This is a genomic window from Streptosporangium sp. NPDC000396 (assembly GCF_042898655.1).
Lineage (GTDB): Bacteria > Actinomycetota > Actinomycetes > Streptosporangiales > Streptosporangiaceae > Streptosporangium.
This window is the reverse complement of the sequence record NZ_JBIAZA010000027.1, coordinates 1-16,821: the sequence shown is the minus strand read 5'-3', so window position 1 is coordinate 16,821 and position 16,821 is coordinate 1. Positions and strand designations below refer to the sequence as shown.

Here is a 16,821-nt window from a genome sequence, read left to right as displayed (position 1 = left end):
CCGTCACTCCTGGTCCCCAGCCGAAGCGCGGTCAGCTTGGGAATTACACGGATCACCGCTCGTAGGGTGGCTGACCTGCGGCTGGGGTCGGTCGTGAGTGACTGGTGGTTGACATCTCGTTACCGGGGTTAATGGCACGATGATCAAAGCTCTGAGCTGGGCTCAGTGGCGGACTCGCCGGCGAGGGCACGAAGCCGCTCGATCTCGGCGGAGATCTCACGATCGCTGAGCACGGACATGACGGTGATGCCTTGCGGGCCCGGTGCGCTGTGGTGCTTGCGCAGGGAGAAGCCGAGACCTGCCCGAAGCTCTCCCAGCTCCCGGCGGAGCGCGTCGCGTTCGGCGATCAGTTCTTCCAGGTCGTCCAGGGTGAAGAGTGTCTTGGAGGGGCCGTTCATGGTCCAGCCGTGCTGGCCGGGCTCCCAGAAGATCTCGACCGCGATGCCTTCGTGGGGATCGCCGCCCTCGGTGACGTCCTGGGCGGTCGTGACGTTGACCTCCTCCACGCGGAGGGACCAGTTGTCCCCGTCGTGGACGTCGATCACGACGGGGGTGTCATCGGGCAGGCCGGTGAGGTAGTCGATGAGCTGGCGGACGGTGAGCATGAGCGCAGGGTGGCACGGATTACGCACCTGCGTACACCCCGCCCGCCTGCTCATCCCGGAGCCGGAGCGCCCCCGCTGGAGGCGGTGTTTGCCTTCTGGGAACCCTTCCAGGGGTGGGGCTGCTACCTCATCAAATACTTGATGCAGAGACCTTGGCGAGGGAGCCCGGCAGAGCATGGCGTGGTTTCGCAGCAATGGCCAGGACCTTCAGCAACGGACCATTGAAGAAGCACGGCGGGCATATCAGGAGGGACGCACAGTCTTTGTGTCCCGTCTTCGTTCCAAGAAAGAGAACGCGAACTCCTGGGCCGTGCCAGACGCAGCAGAGCTGATTGAGGGCATCGAGCGTGAGGGGTGGGAGCTCAGCCATATGTCGGAGGCCCTGTTCGGAGACTACTATGCACAGATGACGTGTGTTTTTCCGGCGCCGGTAGTCGCAGCGTTTTAGCGGCGGCGCCACCTTGATGCCTATAAGAACAATTCGACCAGCTTTTCGCCGGAGGGCACATTAGTCGAGCAGTTCAGGACGGTGTGCTATGAGCGCTCTGCGAGCTGTGATGTACCGCTCGTGGAACTCTTGGGCGATGGCTTCGCGGCGATAGCGCTGGCGTAAGACGCGGTCGAGGTCTCCGGCGCGGTTAACAAGGTCGGTGAGTGATCGGCGGTCGATGTCGAAGGCGGCCATGCCCTGTTCGATGGCGGTGTCGAGGTCGCCGCGTCGGGCGTTAATGATGCCGAGGTCTATGTGGGCATCGGCGACGCGCATGGGGGCGTTGGAAGTGCCGTCGGGGCGGGTGTGCATCTGGATCGTTTCCAGGGCGTGTTCTTCGGCGCGGTCGTTGTCCTCAAGCCAGGTGTAGGCGGTGGCGGCGTAGAAGACCCACTTGGCGTGGTCGAACACGAAGTGATGGTCGGGATTTCCGGGGATCGGGAGCTTGGCGAGAATGTCGGCTCCGCGGGTGAGGGCTTTGTCGGCTTCGCGGCGGTCGCCGATGCGGGCCAGTCCGCGGGCTTCTTGCAGGGTGAGCTGGACCATGGCACTGGATTGGCCGGCGGCGGCCTGGCCCATGCGGGCGGAGGTGACCACGTCCTCGTAGCGGCCCTCGACCAGGGCGAACCACGCCGACATCTCATAGGCCCAGCCCATGAGTTCGCCGTGGCCGATCTGGCGGCCCATCTCGTAGGCGGTACGGCGGGCGGTCTCGGCCTCTTCCCGCTCGCCCAGGTCGTAGTGGACGCAGCCGAGTAGCGCGGTCAGCCATCCGGTGATGACCAGAAGCTCGCGATGCTGGTCAAGGGTGACCCGGCCGGACAACAGGCGGGTGATCTGGGCGAGGCGTTTCTGTGTCCGGTCGCGCAACGTGGCGGCGGAGACGACAGGGTAGGCGCGGCACAGCAGGTCGACGGCCTCGGCGAGAGCTTCGAGGGTGCCGTTCCCGACGTCGGACGCCTGGAGCTGCTGGGCCAACTCCATGGTGCCGTAGAGGTCGGCCTCGGCTCGGAGCGCGTCCACGGGCGTCACGGTGGCCTCGATCAAACGACTCTGACCGCGCCGGTTCTGACGGAACCCCAGGGCTTCGGGCTGCAAGCCGGTCAGCTGTGTGAGGGCAAGCCGGTAAGACGTGTGCGGCCACAAGACCTCGCCCGCTTCCCAACGTCTGATTCGCTCCTCATCACACGTCAGTCGCTCGGCGATGCCGATCGGAGTGGTGTTGATCCGATCGGCCATATCGGCACGGGTCAGATGGTGCTCGTTGCGCCATGCCCGGAGTTGGACGTTCGGGATGTTGTCTGGCATCTCGGGTCTTCCTCCCGGCTGGGGGCTCAAGAGGGGGAGCGAAGGGGGGCCTTCTGGGGATCCTGCCGTCTCCGGTTTGCCGGTGGACTTGTACTCGAGCAACCACGGTACGTCAGCCCGCCTTCCGCCGCAGGGGCACGGATCAAAACGAGGAGATGGTGACGGTGACCCGGCGAGACGAGTCCATCGAGAAAACACCCTGCCCCTCACACATGAGAACCGGAATGTCTCGAATGCTCGCAAGCGGCCGGGCCGAAAGGAACGCCAGATGAATCCGATCATGCAAGTCATCGCGGCCCACCTGTACGAGCAACAGCAGCAAAAAGAGGCCCGCCTCCTCACACAGTTGCGTGATGCCCTCCTGCGGCTCGGCATCCCCGCCGAACTGCGCGACAACGACACCGCGCTGATGGTTCCCCGTCCACAGGTGGGACTTCCGGTGTGGGTGTTCGTCGGGTACGGCGGAGCCTTCTACTCCTGGCAGTCCGCCGAGAAGCGCCACCCGGTGAGCGACGTGGACGGCGCGGCCCAGGTCTTGGCCGACTACGTCGGTCGATAGGCGGGCACGGCGAGGCAACGAGTCCCCCGACCTGGAGGGGGTCGGGTGACACTTCCCCTGTCTCGTCGTTCCCTTCATCTCCCGGCAGGCAGAGATGCCGATGCACGCGTCCACCCCCGGTGTGCGTCCTTCCCCCGCTCCCTGCCTGCCGGGACTCTTGTCTTCTCCAGCCTTCCTGTCAGCATGCGCGAGCAAAGATGGATCGAATCCCAGCAGGGCAAGGGCCGGTCGTGCGCGGCTGTCCGGCGGTCACCCCGGCAGAACAGCCTCGACCCGGGCGGGCATATCTGACCGCTCCCGCAGGGCCTTCGTGAGCATCTTCAGTCGTGCAAAGGCGTGCGATTCGATCACATCGTGGAACAGATCGCCGCCCGCATGCCTGCGACGGATGAGGCCAAGTAACTCGGCATGCCGAAGAACACGTCGCTGCTGGCCGTCTACGGCGTGGCCCGGGATGCCTCCGGTAACGCCCTGGCCGTGGTAAAGGTGCTGCTCCCCGCCGACCGTCACGAGCTGGAAGATGCCTACCCGATCGGTTAACAGCCGGGTACCCCTACGGCCTTGTCCGGTGGCGCCGTACAGATTTCGGGCTGACTGGGCGTAGTGGCGGGAAAGATGCGGTCAATCGGTAGTAGCTCCATGCGTATGGCAACGAAGAGAAGGGCCATCAGGGGGGTGGCGAACAGCACCGCCGCCACCCACCTTCTAGTCACCAAGGAGACCAGCAACCCGATGACCGGCACGCCGACGCCAACGGTCACGGTGGCGACGGCGAAAACGGCGGCCAACTGCGCGTTGTTCGGCTCTGTTCCTGCCAGGGCAAAGCCGTTCTCGAAGGTCAGCAACGCCAGGAGCAGCGTTCCGACGAGCCAGAAGACCCCCAACCAGAGCAGTCCCGCGCCACGGCCCCCCGAGTATCACCAGACCCCATGATCAAGATTATTCGCCACCCCACCCCGGACGAATAGCGCAAAACGCTCACATTCACCTGAGTGAATCCGTCTGACGAGAAAAACCCATTGGTCGTCGGCTCATGAGGTAGGTGAGCCAGCTACGGGAGTAGCTGACCGTGGACGGCTTTGATGCCGACGAACCCAAGGGCACATAACTCACCAGACCATCCCAACGGTCCAGTGTCGACCCTTGAGTCCGCCGGAACCATGGGCTTTCAGGGGCCAGTGGTATCGGCGAAATTTTCGCCGTATATGCAGGTCAAAGTCTTGTTGGCGACCTATGGGCGTGACGTGGAAGAGTGCCAGGCGACCTGCGTCGACGTTGTTTCCTCCGCTGTCGCCACTGGGACCCCGAGTGGCGACGGTTACGCAGGCACCGGGTCCTGCTCCCGGCCCTGCCCTGCCCTGCCCTGTTCTCCCTGCCGGGTCTTACTTCCAGACGGCCTTGCCGAGGATGCTCTCGAGGCCCGGTGTCTTCCAGTGGACCTGGCCACACGGAAGGTTCTGGCGGAGTTCGCCACGGGCAAGGGGAGCTCGCAGGTGTTCTTCAGCCCTGATGGGACCAGGCTCGCGCTCTCGCGGCGGCTCGGGCGGGGGCACGCCGTGGAGCTCTGGGACTGGCGGTCCCATCGCAGGCTGTGGCAGACATCGACCCGCATGCCCCTCACCGTGGCGTTTTCCCCCGACGGGCGGCGGCTGGCCGTCGGCGGCCCCGACCAGCGAATCCTCGACACCGCCGGTGGCAAGTTGATCGGTGAGCCGTTCGGCGGCGACGCGGCCGCCACCGGCGACCAGGTGTGGTTCACTCGCTCGGGCAAGATCCTGGTCGTGCACGACTCGCGCGGGCGCATCACCCGCTGGGACACCGCCACCCGGCGCGGCATCGGCATGCCCACGCGCGATGTCTTCGCCGGGAGCGCCTCCTACTCGCCCACAGAGGATCTCATCGCGTTCGCGCAGGGCGAGGGCCATGTGCTGCTGTTCGACCCGATCTCGGGAAGCAGCCTCGGCCGGTCCGCGGACACGGGCGGCGGGCTGGCCTCAGGCACGGGCGACCTGAAGTCCGTGGCCTTCACCTCCGACGGGACGCAGGTGCTCGCCGTGAACGGCCACGGCACGATCAACAGATTCCCCGCCGCCGCGCAGGCCGTCGCCGAGGCCGTCTGCGCCCGGGCCGGAGGGGCGCTGACCCCGCAGGAGTGGGCGGCCCACATTCCCTCGCTTCCCTTCCGGGAGGTCTGCCCGTCCCCAGATGACCGGTCCGCGCCTTAGCTTGTGATTTAACCTGTGCGGCGGCTTATGGCTTTTCAAGTGGGGCGGACGTATGCCTCACCGGTGGTCAGAACGCGCCCAACATCGTGGCATGGAGCGGGTGACGGGAATCGAACCCGCGCTGTCAGCTTGGGAATCGGGTTGATCTGCACGGTGCGTATATGGTTCGCCGGGCTTCCTGCTACGCAACGTTGACAAGCGGCCCAGCGGTTCGCCGCCGCGTCCCCGCGTTGACCGCTGTATCGGGCACGGATCGGGCACGGCCAGGCTCAAAACGCGAGCAATCTTCGAGCGCGGCGCGGTCACTGGCAGATTTCCGCCATGCCGCCGAAACCCGGGCCGGCGGTTAACCTCCGGCCCGACCGGGGGGTTAACCCCACGGCCTATCCGGGGGCATATCGGGTGGTTACACGGAGCGCATTCGCTGAGGCTGATGGACGCATCAGCACCGTCCAAGGCGGGTTCGTTCAAATGGCTACGACCCCCCGATCCTCAGCTGGAGGTCCCGTTGACCGTCCTTGCAACATGTCTCAGCGCGATGCGCGGCTGGCACCGCCCGCTGGTGGCGAACGCGACACTCATGTTCACCCTGACGTTGGTCTCCGCCGTCGGTCTGTTCGTCGACGATCGCCTGCTCATGGGCGAATCGGTCTGGGTGAAGCCGATGAAGTTCGGCTTCGCCATGGGGGTGTACGGCCTGACTCTGGCGTGGCTGCTCAGCAAGCTGAGCAAGGGCAGACGTTTCGGCTGGTGGCTCGGCACCGTTTTCGCGGTCGCCGGTCTGCTGGACGTCGGTGCCGTCGCCTACGCTGCCGCGCACGGCACCGTCAGTCATTTCAACAACAACGCCGAGCCTGTCGCTCAAACCGTACGGACGGTGTTCGCCATCGGCGTCGGGCCGCTCCTGCTGATCACTTTGATCATCGCGGTCCTGGTCCTGATCCAACGCACCGGCGACCGCGCCATGACCCGTGCCCTGCGCGCTGGACTCGGGCTTGCCATCGCAAGCATGGTCGTGGCCCTCTGGCTCGGCAACTCCTCAGGCACAACACCCCGCACGGTGACCGATGCCAACGGCAACCCGGTGTCCATGAAAGGCGGCCACGGCATCGGCGACCCCGACGGCAACGGAATGTTCCTCACCAACTGGAGCACGACCGGCGGCGACCTCCGCGTACCGCACTTCGTCGGCTTGCACGCCATCCAGGTGCTGCTGCTCATCACAGCGATCCTGAATTTACTCGCGACCAGTCATGGTTGGCTCCGCGACGAACGGGTCCGGGCCCGGCTGGTCGGCGTCGCCGGCCTCGGCTACACCGGTGTGTTCGCAGCGCTCACCTGGCAGGCGAAGCGAGGCATCCGGGTGACCCATCTCGATCGGCAGACACTGATCGCCTTCGCAGGGGTAGCGGTGTTCACACTCGTGACGGCCGCCGTAGTAGTCGTCGCTGCGCGTCGGCGGTCTGCGTCGCCCCCCGACGCGATGCCCGCCCAGATCTGCTCGGCCGCATCTGTGCATGCCTCGCCGTCGCCCTCGGTCAGATCCCGCTCGTAACGCTGAAATTCGGTAGAAGTCATGACAGATAAAACCAGAATTCCATCGTCGCAGACCTGGTCAACGGCTACCTTGACGCCTCACGGAGGCGGCGAGGTGCCCGATGAGGCCGTGGTGGAGATGCGGCGCGTGTACCTCCCGGGCAGGCCCCTGGCCTGCCCGGCAACGCCGACCCGAGGGGTCGCAGAGACTCTGGGGTCAAGGGCGGCCCGCAAGGCCGTCGCGCAGCGACGCGAAGCGCCCTTGGCCTTGGAGGGGCGCGGTCCCGCACCCTCTGCGCCGCTGCAAGAATCGAGATTCATAAGGCGAAGCCCTGGCGGGACATCAGCCTGACCCGGGCCTTTCGCGTGGAGCGGTGACGGGAATCGAACCCGCGCTGTCAGCTTGGGAAGTCTCTAACGCATCTGGTCGGTGACCTGAGGAAACGCTGACCTGCGGGGGAGCGCTCCGGCTGCCCGTGATTCCCCGTGAGTCCCCCTGGGTCATCCTCCTGACGGGCACGCAACGGGCACGGTCTGACCTTCTGATCCCTGGGTCCCTAAACGATCTCCAGGATCGTTCAGAGCCGTTCGCTTTGCCGTTCTCGAGGCTCCGGCCGTACGGGTCCGTCCGGCCAGTTTCCGTTCCAGTGACTCCCCAGGTGGCTCCCAGAAGTCCAGGCGAGCATGCACGGTCAGTTCCCGGCCAGGAGAAACATCGCAGCCAGGTCGCCAGCCGACTCGTCGACGTCTTGAGAGCCATCGATGTCCAGGACCGGCAAGTCCTGCCTGAGAGCTTGGCGTCGTACCTCTTCGTCCCAGAGTTCGTCGCGGCCCAGCCGATTCACCATCGCCTCGGCGTGGTCACTGTTTCCCCAGTTGGCTCGCGCTCGGGCCGGGTCAGCGAATCGGGTTCCCAATGCATGGCGACGGAATTCGGGTGTTGGCAGCAGAAATACGGCTTGCTCACGCCACGTCAGCAATGGTGCAACGTCCGCAGGCAGCGTACGGAAATCGTCGACCAGCACGGGTCGATCGGTCGGCAGGGTCAGCAGGTCTTCGATGACGAGTCCGAATGTCTCGCCGTGCAGACTGGGCATGCTCTGGAAGAGCTCGTCCGGTGTACGGCCCGTCCATCTGTGTTCCAGGGGCGTTTGCAGCAGTGCGCACATGTAGGGATGGCGTTGTGGGGTGCACCGCTGGATGTAGCGATGTTCGGCCAGATCGCCGTCATACACGAACACGTCATAGCGTTCGGCCAAGACCCGGCTAAGGGTGCTCTTGCCTGCGCCGGTACCTCCAGCGATCCAGCGGACGTGCGCGAGCCGACGGATGAGATCAGCAGAGTCATTTTGGTTCAGGCTGGTCATGCCCGGCAGTCTCGCAAGATCGAGCAGCTGGAAACAGTCTTGTTTTCGCATCCCGTGCTGGCGAAGCTTGAAGAAGACGACCGATTCATACATGGCATGGCCGTGCCGGTCCCGCACTGTCGGCTTGGGAACTGCATCGATCACGGCCTGATGGGCGCTGAGGCGGGCGGAAAGCCGATCCTGGGCGACCGTGGTTGACTCCTCGTCACCCCTTTTAATGGCCCGCTAATGGCCCGGTGATTAGGTCGCGACCTGGTGTTTCTCACGCGACGCGCACACCTGGCCCGCTCGGTTGTCCCGGGTCGATGGTGGGCGCGATGATCAGGCTTCCACCTCAACCACCTACGGAACTCAGACCTGGCGCAGCGATCATCCCGGAGCCGGAGAGCTCCCGCCGGAGGCTCGTAGTTGAGGGGTGCCCGAGCCCGTATCGTCAGATTACAGAGATCATTCCGAGGATGCTCGGAGTGGCGGCCTGGAGATCGGGAAATGAGAGGTCAGCTTCGCTGAGTTCCTCCACAGTGTGAGTAGCCGCGATGGCGATCACCGTACATCCGGCTGCTTTGCCTGCCCTCACTCCATTGGGGGCGTCTTCGATCACGACGCATCGAGAAGGCTCGTACCCGAGTCGTTCTGCTGCCTTGAGGTAACCCTCGGGGTGCGGTTTGGAGTGCTCGACGTCTTCGCCGTAGATCTGGACCTGGGGAAGGGTGAGCCCGCCCAGCTTGAATCGTTCGTGCACGGGAGCACGACTGCCAGAGGTCACGATGGCCCACTGGTTTTGGTCCAGGCTGGAAAGTAGGTCTGCCGCGCCGGGAACGGGTGGGAAGGCGGCGTTGCCCTCCTGCTCCATGAGTTTGTTGAGGATCAGGCGCTCTGTGCTCGGATCCAGCTCCGGGGCAACGTCGCGGACGGTGTCCTCGGGGCGACGGCCATGTGTGAGGCTCCAGACCCATTCCTGGTTCAGACCGCGCATTGCGCTCCATGCGTTCCAGATCCGCCGATACGCAGCGTAGGAGTCCAGGAGTACGCCATCAACGTCGAACAGTAACCCAGCGATCATCATGTGCGTCATTATGGGCCTGGCCGCGTGCCGGAATCACCTGGGATGAGGCGCCTGCGCAAGTAGCGTGGCCGTGAGTCCCCGTGAATGACCCCTATAGTCCCTTGTTCACCCTGGCTAATGGCACGGTCGACCCGCTTGCCTCATTCGGCTAACCTGCCATGAGATCGATCTGTTCCGCTTGGTCGTCTCCCACGGAGATGGTGAACCGAACACCCATCGCTCTGCCGATCCGGTCAAGCATCTCCAGCGTCGGCACTCCACCGCCCAGCTCAATACGCGACAGAGCCGGCTGGGAGATCCCTGCTCGCCTGGCGACCTCGGCCTGAGTCAGGTTCCTCGCCACACGAACCTCACGAAGCCTGTCTCCCAGATCCATGTCCCGGACGGCTCGCGTGTATTCGGGGTGCTCTTCGGCCTCGGCCTCCAGAAGCCGCTTGGCCTTCAGGGTCTTCCACGTACTGTGTCCAGCCATCACGACCTCCTGTCGAACACGTGGGTGACGGTCATGTCATGTTCGAACTGGCAAGTCTTCTTCGCCTTGACCGCACGCTCTACGCCATCATGCTGCGGCCCGTTGCGGGTCTTGGCAAACACCGTGAGCAGAACGATCGCCCTGCCCTCAGGCCTCCAGAACGTGATTCGCCAGGACCGTTCCCCGAGGGGCAACCTCAACTCGCTAACACCATCACGCAGGCTCTTGACGTGATCACCGTCCGGCAGGCCACCTCTCTCCACGAGATGCCGGTCCACCTTCGCCATCGCACGCTGGAACTGCCCGAACGGCAACTCCGCCAATCATGCCTCCACCTCGGGCTCCAGTGCGATCTCGAAAATACCCTTGATGGTATATACCTTCCATGGTAAGTCGGCGTGAACGAGAAAACCAGCCTCGGACTTCAAAAACGATCAAAGCCCGGGTTGGGATTATTTCCCTGACCCGGGCCTTTGGGTTTGGAGCGGGTGACGGGAATCGAACCCGCGCTGTCAGCTTGGGAATTGTAAGGATCCTGGCTTGTAGAGGCGCTGACCTGCGACTGAGGCCGGTCATGAGTGACCGTGGTTGATCCCTCGTCACCGCCCTTAATGGCACGCTAATGGCACGATGATTAGCCCTCGACCTGCTGTTCTCGCGCAACGCGCGCACCATGCCGCCCTACATCAGCCACTCGCAGACCGGTGGCGATGAGCACGTCCTTGGCGATCACCCCGGAGCCGGAGCGCCCGCCAAGGGCGATGGAGTTGAAGGAGTGGCAATTGTGGCTGGACCGGTACAGTTTTGCCCATGCAGATCATCTACCGTCCACGTTGGTCGCTCGCCTTTTTCTCTGGTGGAGTCGGTGCCATCGTGCTCGCCGTCGTCTATTGCGTCCTGGCCATCGCCCTTGGCTTGCCCGCGAATATGACGGCAGGGGTTACCGTGGCCGTGAGCGTGGTGTATCTGCTTTTCATTGTGATGAAGGTGCGGCGCCGAAGTCTGACGGTTACCGAGGAGGGAATGATCGCTCAGAGAGATACCTTCAGGGTTGCAGTGAACTGGTCGGACTTCGTTGATGTGCAGCCCAAACGCATTGGTGGCCTGTATCCGGTGGACGTGATGACCTTCGGTGTCGGTGCCGTGGAGCCGGTGGACGTGAGAGGCCGTCGGCGGAAGGCAGTTTCCCCGAAGGTTCACACGATCGGTGCCGATCGACGGATTCAAGTAGGCGTCTACGCCTCTGATTGGCGTAGGGGGCCGATCGGCGAGCTGGTCGCGCGTCACTCCTCGCCGGGCCAGGAGGCAAGTAGGAATCGGGAAATCTCGCCCTGATGTGGGCGCAGACCTCGGTGAAGGGGCCGGCGCTTGTGTCTGGCTCCGATTCGGACCGGGGCGCGGGCGCCTCGACACAGTGCAGATCTGGGGAACAGGGGTGCAGCTCGGGATGGGGTGGTTGACCGTGAGTCCCGTGAGTTACCGCGGTTCCTCGCCTGTTCTGGCATACGGCCAAGATCTCGGTATGCGGGGAAACTATGCTATTCGTCCGTCTATGCCGAGTGGGTCAACGATGTATCGCTATCCAGGCGTCCCGGAGGCCGGGAGCGCGAGGGGCGGCAGCCTCTCGCCGGGTTTGGGGCGAAGCCCCAATAGACACAGCCTGAGCTGATCGCGCGAAGCGCTCAATGAGCGAAGGCCATGCAGTTGGGCGGGGTGCGGGGGCCGCGCTTCCGCTGTGCACGGTCTGAGCTGATCAGCGCGAAGCGCCTCTTCTGGAGAAGGCGATGCCGTTGGAATGTTGGAGCGGGTGACGGGAATCGAACCCGCGCTGTCAGCTTGGGAACTGCACGGATTGCCGCACGTGATGCCTCTGAGCCGGGCGGGAGCCCGGTCGTGAGTGACCGTGATTGACCCCTTGTTACCCTGTCTAATTGCACGGCGATCAGCCCGCGACCTGGTGTTTCTCGCGCAACGCGCGCACCCCGCCTGCCTGATCATCCCGTCTGCCGTCGGCCCTGGTCCGCTCGGCTTGTCCCGGGTCGATGATGGGCGGGATGATCAGGTTTCCGCCCCAGCCATCTATGGCTCCGACGCGGGGATCATCCCGGAGCCGGAGTGCCCCCGCCGGAGGCATGAAAAGGGAGTTGTCTATGCAACTGTTGAGACTCCTTGTGGGCTGGTTCTGGCGAGTAGATTCGTTCTTGGGCGGCAGTGCTAGGCCGAATGCCGGCCGGCGGTTTGTTGCTGCTCATTTTGTGCGCGGCGCGCTGATCGTCGGCCCTGTCTATGGCGGGCTATTCGCCGTCTTACTGTTGATATTGGGTGTGCCCTTCACACCGCCTGCCTTGCTCTCTTGCCTCGGCATTGCGGTTGGCGGTGGGATGTGGTCCATGGGCCTGGACTACTTAGAGCGCCTGCGTCAACGGCACTACGGGTACTACCCGTATGAGGCTCAGGATGAGCCCGGCGGTAATGATTAGCGGCCCGCGCGCGTCGCGCGAGAACGGCCCCCAGGCCGCACGCGCAGCGTGCGGGCATGCGCGGGCCGCGTGGCGCCGCGGAGCGCCGTCCTTGATACCTACAAGAACAATCGAGAGGGCTCGGGCTACGAAACCTTGTCCTGTGTAGGGCGGTGTTGAAAAGGCGTTGAAAATGGGTACGTAGGCGACGCTCCAAGAACCGGGTCCCTCTAACGCCCGGTGGTGCCATCAATCTGCTCGCGGAGGATATCGGCGTGGCCGGCGTGGCGAGCGGTCTCGCTTGTCATGTGGGCAAGGACCCAGCGCAGCGTCCGGAACTCACCATCGACGGGCTCAGCCACCGGAGCCGCCGGGTCACCTGCAGCGCGAATCGCGGCATCGCTTACCTGGATCGCCGTGTGGTAATCGGCCAGAACTTGCGCGGCATCGAGCTCGGCCACATCCATGCCGAAGTCCCGATCTTTCTCGGATGTGACTCCGGCCACGTGGTACCCGAACCAGTAGCGTTCGGCTGCGGTCAGGTGATGGATCAGCCCGAGGAGGGTGGTTCCGGTGTCAACCAGGACGCGCCGTAGCTGCTCGTCGTCCAGCCCGTGGGTCTTCTTGAGCACCGATTCCCGCGCGAAGGTCAGGAACGCCAAGGCGGTGTCAAGCTCACCAGAGTCGTTGCGGGGCACTGGTTGACGTTGCGTCTCAGCCATGCCGTCACCCTACAGAGCCCCCGACGATGAGCTGTGCGGGAGCCATCAGGAGGGGCGGGAGCGTGACGTTGCTGCGGCGACGAGCTCGACTAGGTCGGCCACGAGCTTGGGGCCGGCTGCGATGGTCGCGCGGGATGTCATGGTGCGCGGCTGCCGTCGATGTCCACGACTGCGGCTCCGGCCTCTCGGGCGATGAGGACGCCCGCGGCTGTGTCCCACGGGTTGTCGCTCAGCATGACTAGGTGGCACATCAATGGCACGCGGAAATCAACAACCCCAAACAAGATCAAAGCCCAGGTCCCGATTCTCTCGGTTGACCTGGGCTTTCGTCGTTGGAGCGGGTGACGGGAATCGAACCCGCGCTGTCAGCTTGGGAATCGGCTGCTGGTGTTGGTGGGTTGAGCTGGGAGAACGGGGGTGCAGGTCAGGGCGGGGCGAGTGCCCGTGAGTCTCCGTGAGTGACCGGGGTTCCCCGCCTGTTCTGGCACGGATCTGGCACGCGATCAAGGTGTTGACCTGTTGCCTTGTCATCGTGACGAGCCTGGTCGCTCGATGGGCTAGGGCTGAGGGACGAGGCCCTGGACCGTCGATCGCCCCCAACCACGCACGGCGCTCAGCGACAACCAGGCGATCGTGAGGGCTGTGCTACTTCCTATGTCTCCTTTGAAGACCGCCAGAGACTAGAAACCAATTGCCGACGGTTTTACAGAGGGCCGTGTTCCCGGCGACGACATGCCCTCCCAACAGGGCGAAAGCATTCTCCCGGCCTCTACCGCGTAAGATCATCCCGCATATATCCCACGGGCGGAACGACCTCCACGATGTGCGCTGTTCCGGTGGGTGGCCGCATCTCGTGCATGGTGATCACGTCGCCCGGCTTGAGGTGTCGCCAGTGTTCAGGGGTGAGGGGAAGCAGTCGCACCGATACGCGTCCTCCCGGCCTCAGAGAGTCGCGGCCCCCGATCCAAAGGCCAGCGATGCTGAGCAGAGGTTCTCCCTCAGGCGTGCGGCGGCCGAGGCCCCACATGGGCCGGAGCAATCCACCGGCAGGTATGGGCTTTGTACGGTTCCCCTCCCCGGCGGGCAGCAAGTGAAGCTCAGCCAGAAAGGTCCCGGTACGGGCCTCGCTGCGCCGCCATTCACACCAGGCGACATCCGACTTGAGCCACATCAGGCGGGCAGCGTCGGCCAGCAAGCCCCAGAATTCCGGCGGCTGGGGATGAGCGTCACCGAGTTCTTCGAGAAGGAGAAGGGCCATCTCCCACTCGTCGTGCTTGAGGTACTCCAGCACATCGGCCACGCCAACGCCGAGTTCAGTCCGAGCGTCCGCGGGACAGAGACGGGCCGCCTTCAGAAGAGGGGAGTCCTGGGATTTCACAACTCGATTGTTCCTGGCGAGAGCTCAGCCACGGACTAACGCCTCCATGATCGGCACCTTCTGATCCGTAGATCCCCAAACGATGTCCAGGGGCGTTCAGATCAGTTCGCCGCGTAGGTCACCCCCGAGCGGTCTATTCATATTAGTCCAGTCCAGTTCGGGGCCGTACGGCTCGTTGGCTCCCAACGTGGCTCCCAGAGATCTCTTGGAACGCCTCTTGCAAAGACGCACGCCGATCTTGCTTTATTAGCGAAGAAGCAGCTCGGCATGCGGTGGCATTCCCCGTGACTCCCCACAGCTCCCTGCTTCCCCGCCCTATCGGCCACGCAACGAGCACGTCAGCCGCAGCGTCCGGTGGGCCGGGGCTGAGGAACGAAGCCCTGGACCTTCGATCGCCCCCAGCCACCCACGACGGCCGACCACAGACGGGCGATCGTGAGGGCGCCATCTGCGCGGAGTGTTGTACGGACCAAACCTCATTAGCAGCTCGGATCTCATCCGTCCCGTTCAGGCTAACGTGGACCAATATTCTGGGCCGGGCCGCATTTTTTGCAGCATATTTCAAAGTGACGATCAAACATAACGATAGCACTCACGATTTGCCGCAGCAGGCACAATTCGATCTCGTGTGGCGACCCTTAATGAGCGCATCAATTTATTTTCAGTCCATCTCGACAAGTGCTCGCGCTTTCTTGGAGCAATGTGCATTATAGTGCAAAGGTGATCAATTGCTTGCTTGTAAGTTTTAGAAACATGGAGCGATTCCTTTAGATTTTCTTATCGAAGTGGCGGGTAGGGCTTCCATTGGGATGCCAATCAAGCAAATGAGGGAATCGCTACGTGTCTGCCAACTTGTTTGCACGTGGAACTCTAGATAAGAGTGCAGTTCTCTATAAGCTGCTGCAGACCATGTTCCATGCTGAGAATAATTGGCGTGTTCGCGCAGTCGAGATGATAGAACTCTCAAGTGCACTTTGGGCTGAGTACGACCGAAGGGTTCATGTTGCAGCGCTGAATAGCTTCTTGGGTATCGAACAATACAATAAAGAAACAGAGGAGTTGATCTTGCCTGTTATGGGATTTCCAAGAGCGCCTCGTATTGATCTGCGTATTTCGGTTGGCGAGAAGCCCGCTTATGTCGTGTCCCGCGAAGAGCATGGAAATTATATGGCGGGATATATCAGATATCTTGCTAGCACTGAGGAGTCGCTGTCGGCACTTTTAAAGCCTGATGTTGTTGAGTTTCTTGCGGTTTTGTTCAACTTCCATCCTTGGTGTTGGCGCCAGACGATCCATGCGCATAAATATACGAATGAAAGTAGATGGGAGCTGGTCAAGAGTTACCTTAAAAATTTTGATGGCATTCCTCATGAGCTCGTTGATCAAAATTTCATTAGGTGGTGCGTAGAGGCCAAGAAGATTGAAGCGATAGTCCAGGCGACGAACGGCGATAAAAGGCTTTCATGGCGGGAGAGCGCAGCAGAGAATCCTTTGCTCGCGGTGCCATGGATAGCTTCACCAGTTAAGGTGACAACAGTACTGGACGATCTCAGCGCTTTTCTGAAGCACGCAAGTACATGCGGTCCAATCGGCAAGGAAATAGTCGATTTCTACGCGTATTATGGCCGGTTTTGGATTGCTCTCGTCGAGTCGGAAGTGTCACTAGCTAAGCCGTTTATGATTCGAGTACAAGAGAAGCGGCCACTGGATTTTAATTGTCGAGCACCATCAGAGGGCGGCGTCGGACATTCTGTTGGAGGATGGAAAAAAAGATTTGATAAAGTTAGAGGTTTTAAGACCGTGCGTCAACTGGTCGAGTTCCGAGATGCGCAGCTTAATCACCTTAACATTCGCATTCCTGACGATCATGTGGAAATGAAGGGAAACCTAAAGGAGCCCGTTGCGGATCCTGGAGCAGGCTATGAGCGCAGCCCTAGTGACGTGATCGCGAGCAAGGAGCTTTACTCATACTATTCGGCTGATCCTAAGCGCCCTGAGCGTCTTTGGTTTACTTTTCCACTTACACAGAGTGTGCCGCGACGCGTGACGATAGGGCTGATTAGTTCAGCTCTCACGTTTACCGCATTTGGTCTGCTAGTTATTACTTGCGATGTTTCCAGGCACGACTTGTCCGGTCTTGCGCTTCTGTTGCTCCCTTCTTCGTTGGCCGGCTCCCTACTTCTTGTGCGACTGAATTCAACTTTGGGAAGCCGTGTTAATTCGGCTTGGCATGCGATGGTGGCGGTGTTTCTTCTTGCGGTTTGGGTCTGGGCAGGCTGCCTCTACATAACAGGGAAAGTGGTTCCTGGATCAGGGCAGGGCAGCCAACCAAGCGCCTCGCCTAGCGCGAAGGTTTCATCAGGTCGTCCATATGCAACGCCTTCAATAAAGGTTCCGCCAGCAAGCCCGTAATATCCCCAAGGGCTAACAAAATGTGACGCCGAAGATCTTCTTACGAATTCACTTAGAGTCTACAGAGACTATAACGGCGATGTATTGGTCGTGTAGTAACGTGATCTGAGTGAATTCCGGGATGTACTGAGGTGATCTCAGCGAAATAGTTCGGGCGATTGGGATTTCTTGAACGCCGCCCGTGGCGTTCCGGGCCTTTCGGGAGGAGTCGCCGAAGGCCGG

17 protein-coding genes are annotated in these 16,821 nt (G+C 62.4%); 7 read left to right on the top strand and 10 right to left on the bottom strand.

Annotated features, from left to right (window positions below; genetic code table 11):
• Positions 1 to 143: 143 nt before the first annotated feature.
• Together ACFY2X_RS34525 and ACFY2X_RS34520 are read right to left on the bottom strand one after the other, a co-directional pair.
• Positions 144 to 605 carry a hypothetical protein gene (locus ACFY2X_RS34525; protein WP_389946927.1) on the bottom strand — a complete coding sequence of 154 codons (462 nt, stop codon included), beginning with the start codon at positions 603 to 605 and terminating at the stop codon, positions 144 to 146.
• Between the two features lie 508 nt (positions 606 to 1,113).
• On the bottom strand, positions 1,114 to 2,403 hold the full coding sequence (locus ACFY2X_RS34520; RefSeq protein WP_389946925.1) for a hypothetical protein: 1,290 nt from the start codon (positions 2,401 to 2,403) through the stop codon (positions 1,114 to 1,116).
• A gap of 268 nt (positions 2,404 to 2,671) precedes the next feature.
• Here ACFY2X_RS34520 and ACFY2X_RS34515 point away from each other — a divergent pair, with 268 nt between their 5' ends.
• Positions 2,672 to 2,962: a hypothetical protein gene (locus ACFY2X_RS34515; RefSeq protein ID WP_389946923.1), complete on the top strand. Its 291-nt coding sequence runs from the start codon at positions 2,672 to 2,674 to the stop codon at positions 2,960 to 2,962.
• A gap of 408 nt (positions 2,963 to 3,370) precedes the next feature.
• Positions 3,371 to 3,502: a hypothetical protein gene (locus ACFY2X_RS34510; protein ID WP_389946921.1), complete on the top strand. Its 132-nt coding sequence runs from the start codon at positions 3,371 to 3,373 to the stop codon at positions 3,500 to 3,502.
• Here the strand turns inward: ACFY2X_RS34510 and ACFY2X_RS34505 are convergent.
• Positions 3,499 to 3,846, bottom strand: coding sequence for a hypothetical protein (locus ACFY2X_RS34505; protein ID WP_389946919.1), 348 nt, complete (start codon positions 3,844 to 3,846; stop codon positions 3,499 to 3,501). The genes ACFY2X_RS34510 and ACFY2X_RS34505 overlap by 4 nt on opposite strands.
• A 549-nt stretch (positions 3,847 to 4,395) precedes the next feature.
• Here ACFY2X_RS34505 and ACFY2X_RS34500 point away from each other — a divergent pair.
• Both ACFY2X_RS34500 and ACFY2X_RS34495 read left to right on the top strand, forming a co-directional pair.
• A complete protein-coding gene (locus ACFY2X_RS34500) occupies positions 4,396 to 5,187 on the top strand; it encodes a WD40 repeat domain-containing protein (protein WP_389946917.1) in 792 nt (263 codons plus the stop codon).
• A 508-nt stretch (positions 5,188 to 5,695) separates the two neighbouring features.
• Positions 5,696 to 6,742, top strand: coding sequence for a hypothetical protein (locus ACFY2X_RS34495; protein ID WP_389946915.1), 1,047 nt, complete (start codon positions 5,696 to 5,698; stop codon positions 6,740 to 6,742).
• Positions 6,743 to 7,415: 673 nt separating this feature from the next.
• Here the strand turns inward: ACFY2X_RS34495 and ACFY2X_RS34490 are convergent.
• The 4 genes from ACFY2X_RS34490 to ACFY2X_RS34475 form a co-directional block, all read right to left on the bottom strand.
• Positions 7,416 to 8,234 (bottom strand): hypothetical protein, encoded by an 819-nt coding sequence (locus ACFY2X_RS34490; RefSeq protein WP_389946913.1) that lies wholly within the window; start codon positions 8,232 to 8,234, stop codon positions 7,416 to 7,418.
• Between the two features lie 289 nt (positions 8,235 to 8,523).
• Positions 8,524 to 9,156: an HAD-IA family hydrolase gene (locus ACFY2X_RS34485; protein ID WP_389946911.1), complete on the bottom strand. Its 633-nt coding sequence runs from the start codon at positions 9,154 to 9,156 to the stop codon at positions 8,524 to 8,526.
• A 148-nt stretch (positions 9,157 to 9,304) separates the two neighbouring features.
• The gene (locus ACFY2X_RS34480; protein ID WP_389946909.1) at positions 9,305 to 9,628 is read right to left on the bottom strand and encodes a helix-turn-helix domain-containing protein; all 324 of its coding nucleotides are present in this window, start codon (positions 9,626 to 9,628) and stop codon (positions 9,305 to 9,307) included.
• Positions 9,628 to 9,951 (bottom strand): type II toxin-antitoxin system RelE/ParE family toxin, encoded by a 324-nt coding sequence (locus tag ACFY2X_RS34475; RefSeq protein ID WP_389946907.1) that lies wholly within the window; start codon positions 9,949 to 9,951, stop codon positions 9,628 to 9,630. Before ACFY2X_RS34475 ends, ACFY2X_RS34480 begins: the two co-directional genes overlap by 1 nt.
• Before the next feature lie 487 nt (positions 9,952 to 10,438).
• On the opposite strand from ACFY2X_RS34475, the gene ACFY2X_RS34470 reads away from it, so the two are divergent.
• Together ACFY2X_RS34470 and ACFY2X_RS34465 are read left to right on the top strand one after the other, a co-directional pair.
• Positions 10,439 to 10,963, top strand: coding sequence for a hypothetical protein (locus ACFY2X_RS34470; protein ID WP_389946905.1), 525 nt, complete (start codon positions 10,439 to 10,441; stop codon positions 10,961 to 10,963).
• 815 nt (positions 10,964 to 11,778) lie between these two features.
• Complete coding sequence (locus ACFY2X_RS34465) at positions 11,779 to 12,108, top strand: hypothetical protein (RefSeq protein ID WP_389946903.1); 330 nt, start codon at positions 11,779 to 11,781, stop codon at positions 12,106 to 12,108.
• Between the two features lie 209 nt (positions 12,109 to 12,317).
• Here the strand turns inward: ACFY2X_RS34465 and ACFY2X_RS34460 are convergent, their stop codons facing one another.
• From ACFY2X_RS34460 to ACFY2X_RS34450, 3 genes are all read right to left on the bottom strand, one after another.
• A complete protein-coding gene (locus ACFY2X_RS34460) occupies positions 12,318 to 12,809 on the bottom strand; it encodes a DinB family protein (RefSeq protein WP_389946901.1) in 492 nt (163 codons plus the stop codon).
• A 137-nt stretch (positions 12,810 to 12,946) separates the two neighbouring features.
• Complete coding sequence (locus tag ACFY2X_RS34455; RefSeq protein WP_389947111.1) at positions 12,947 to 13,045, bottom strand: inositol monophosphatase family protein; 99 nt, start codon at positions 13,043 to 13,045, stop codon at positions 12,947 to 12,949.
• A gap of 533 nt (positions 13,046 to 13,578) precedes the next feature.
• Positions 13,579 to 14,187 (bottom strand): hypothetical protein, encoded by a 609-nt coding sequence (locus tag ACFY2X_RS34450; protein WP_389946899.1) that lies wholly within the window; start codon positions 14,185 to 14,187, stop codon positions 13,579 to 13,581.
• An 840-nt stretch (positions 14,188 to 15,027) separates the two neighbouring features.
• On the opposite strand from ACFY2X_RS34450, the gene ACFY2X_RS34445 reads away from it, so the two are divergent.
• A complete protein-coding gene (locus tag ACFY2X_RS34445) occupies positions 15,028 to 16,599 on the top strand; it encodes a hypothetical protein (RefSeq protein ID WP_389946897.1) in 1,572 nt (523 codons plus the stop codon).
• Positions 16,600 to 16,821: the final 222 nt, after the last annotated feature.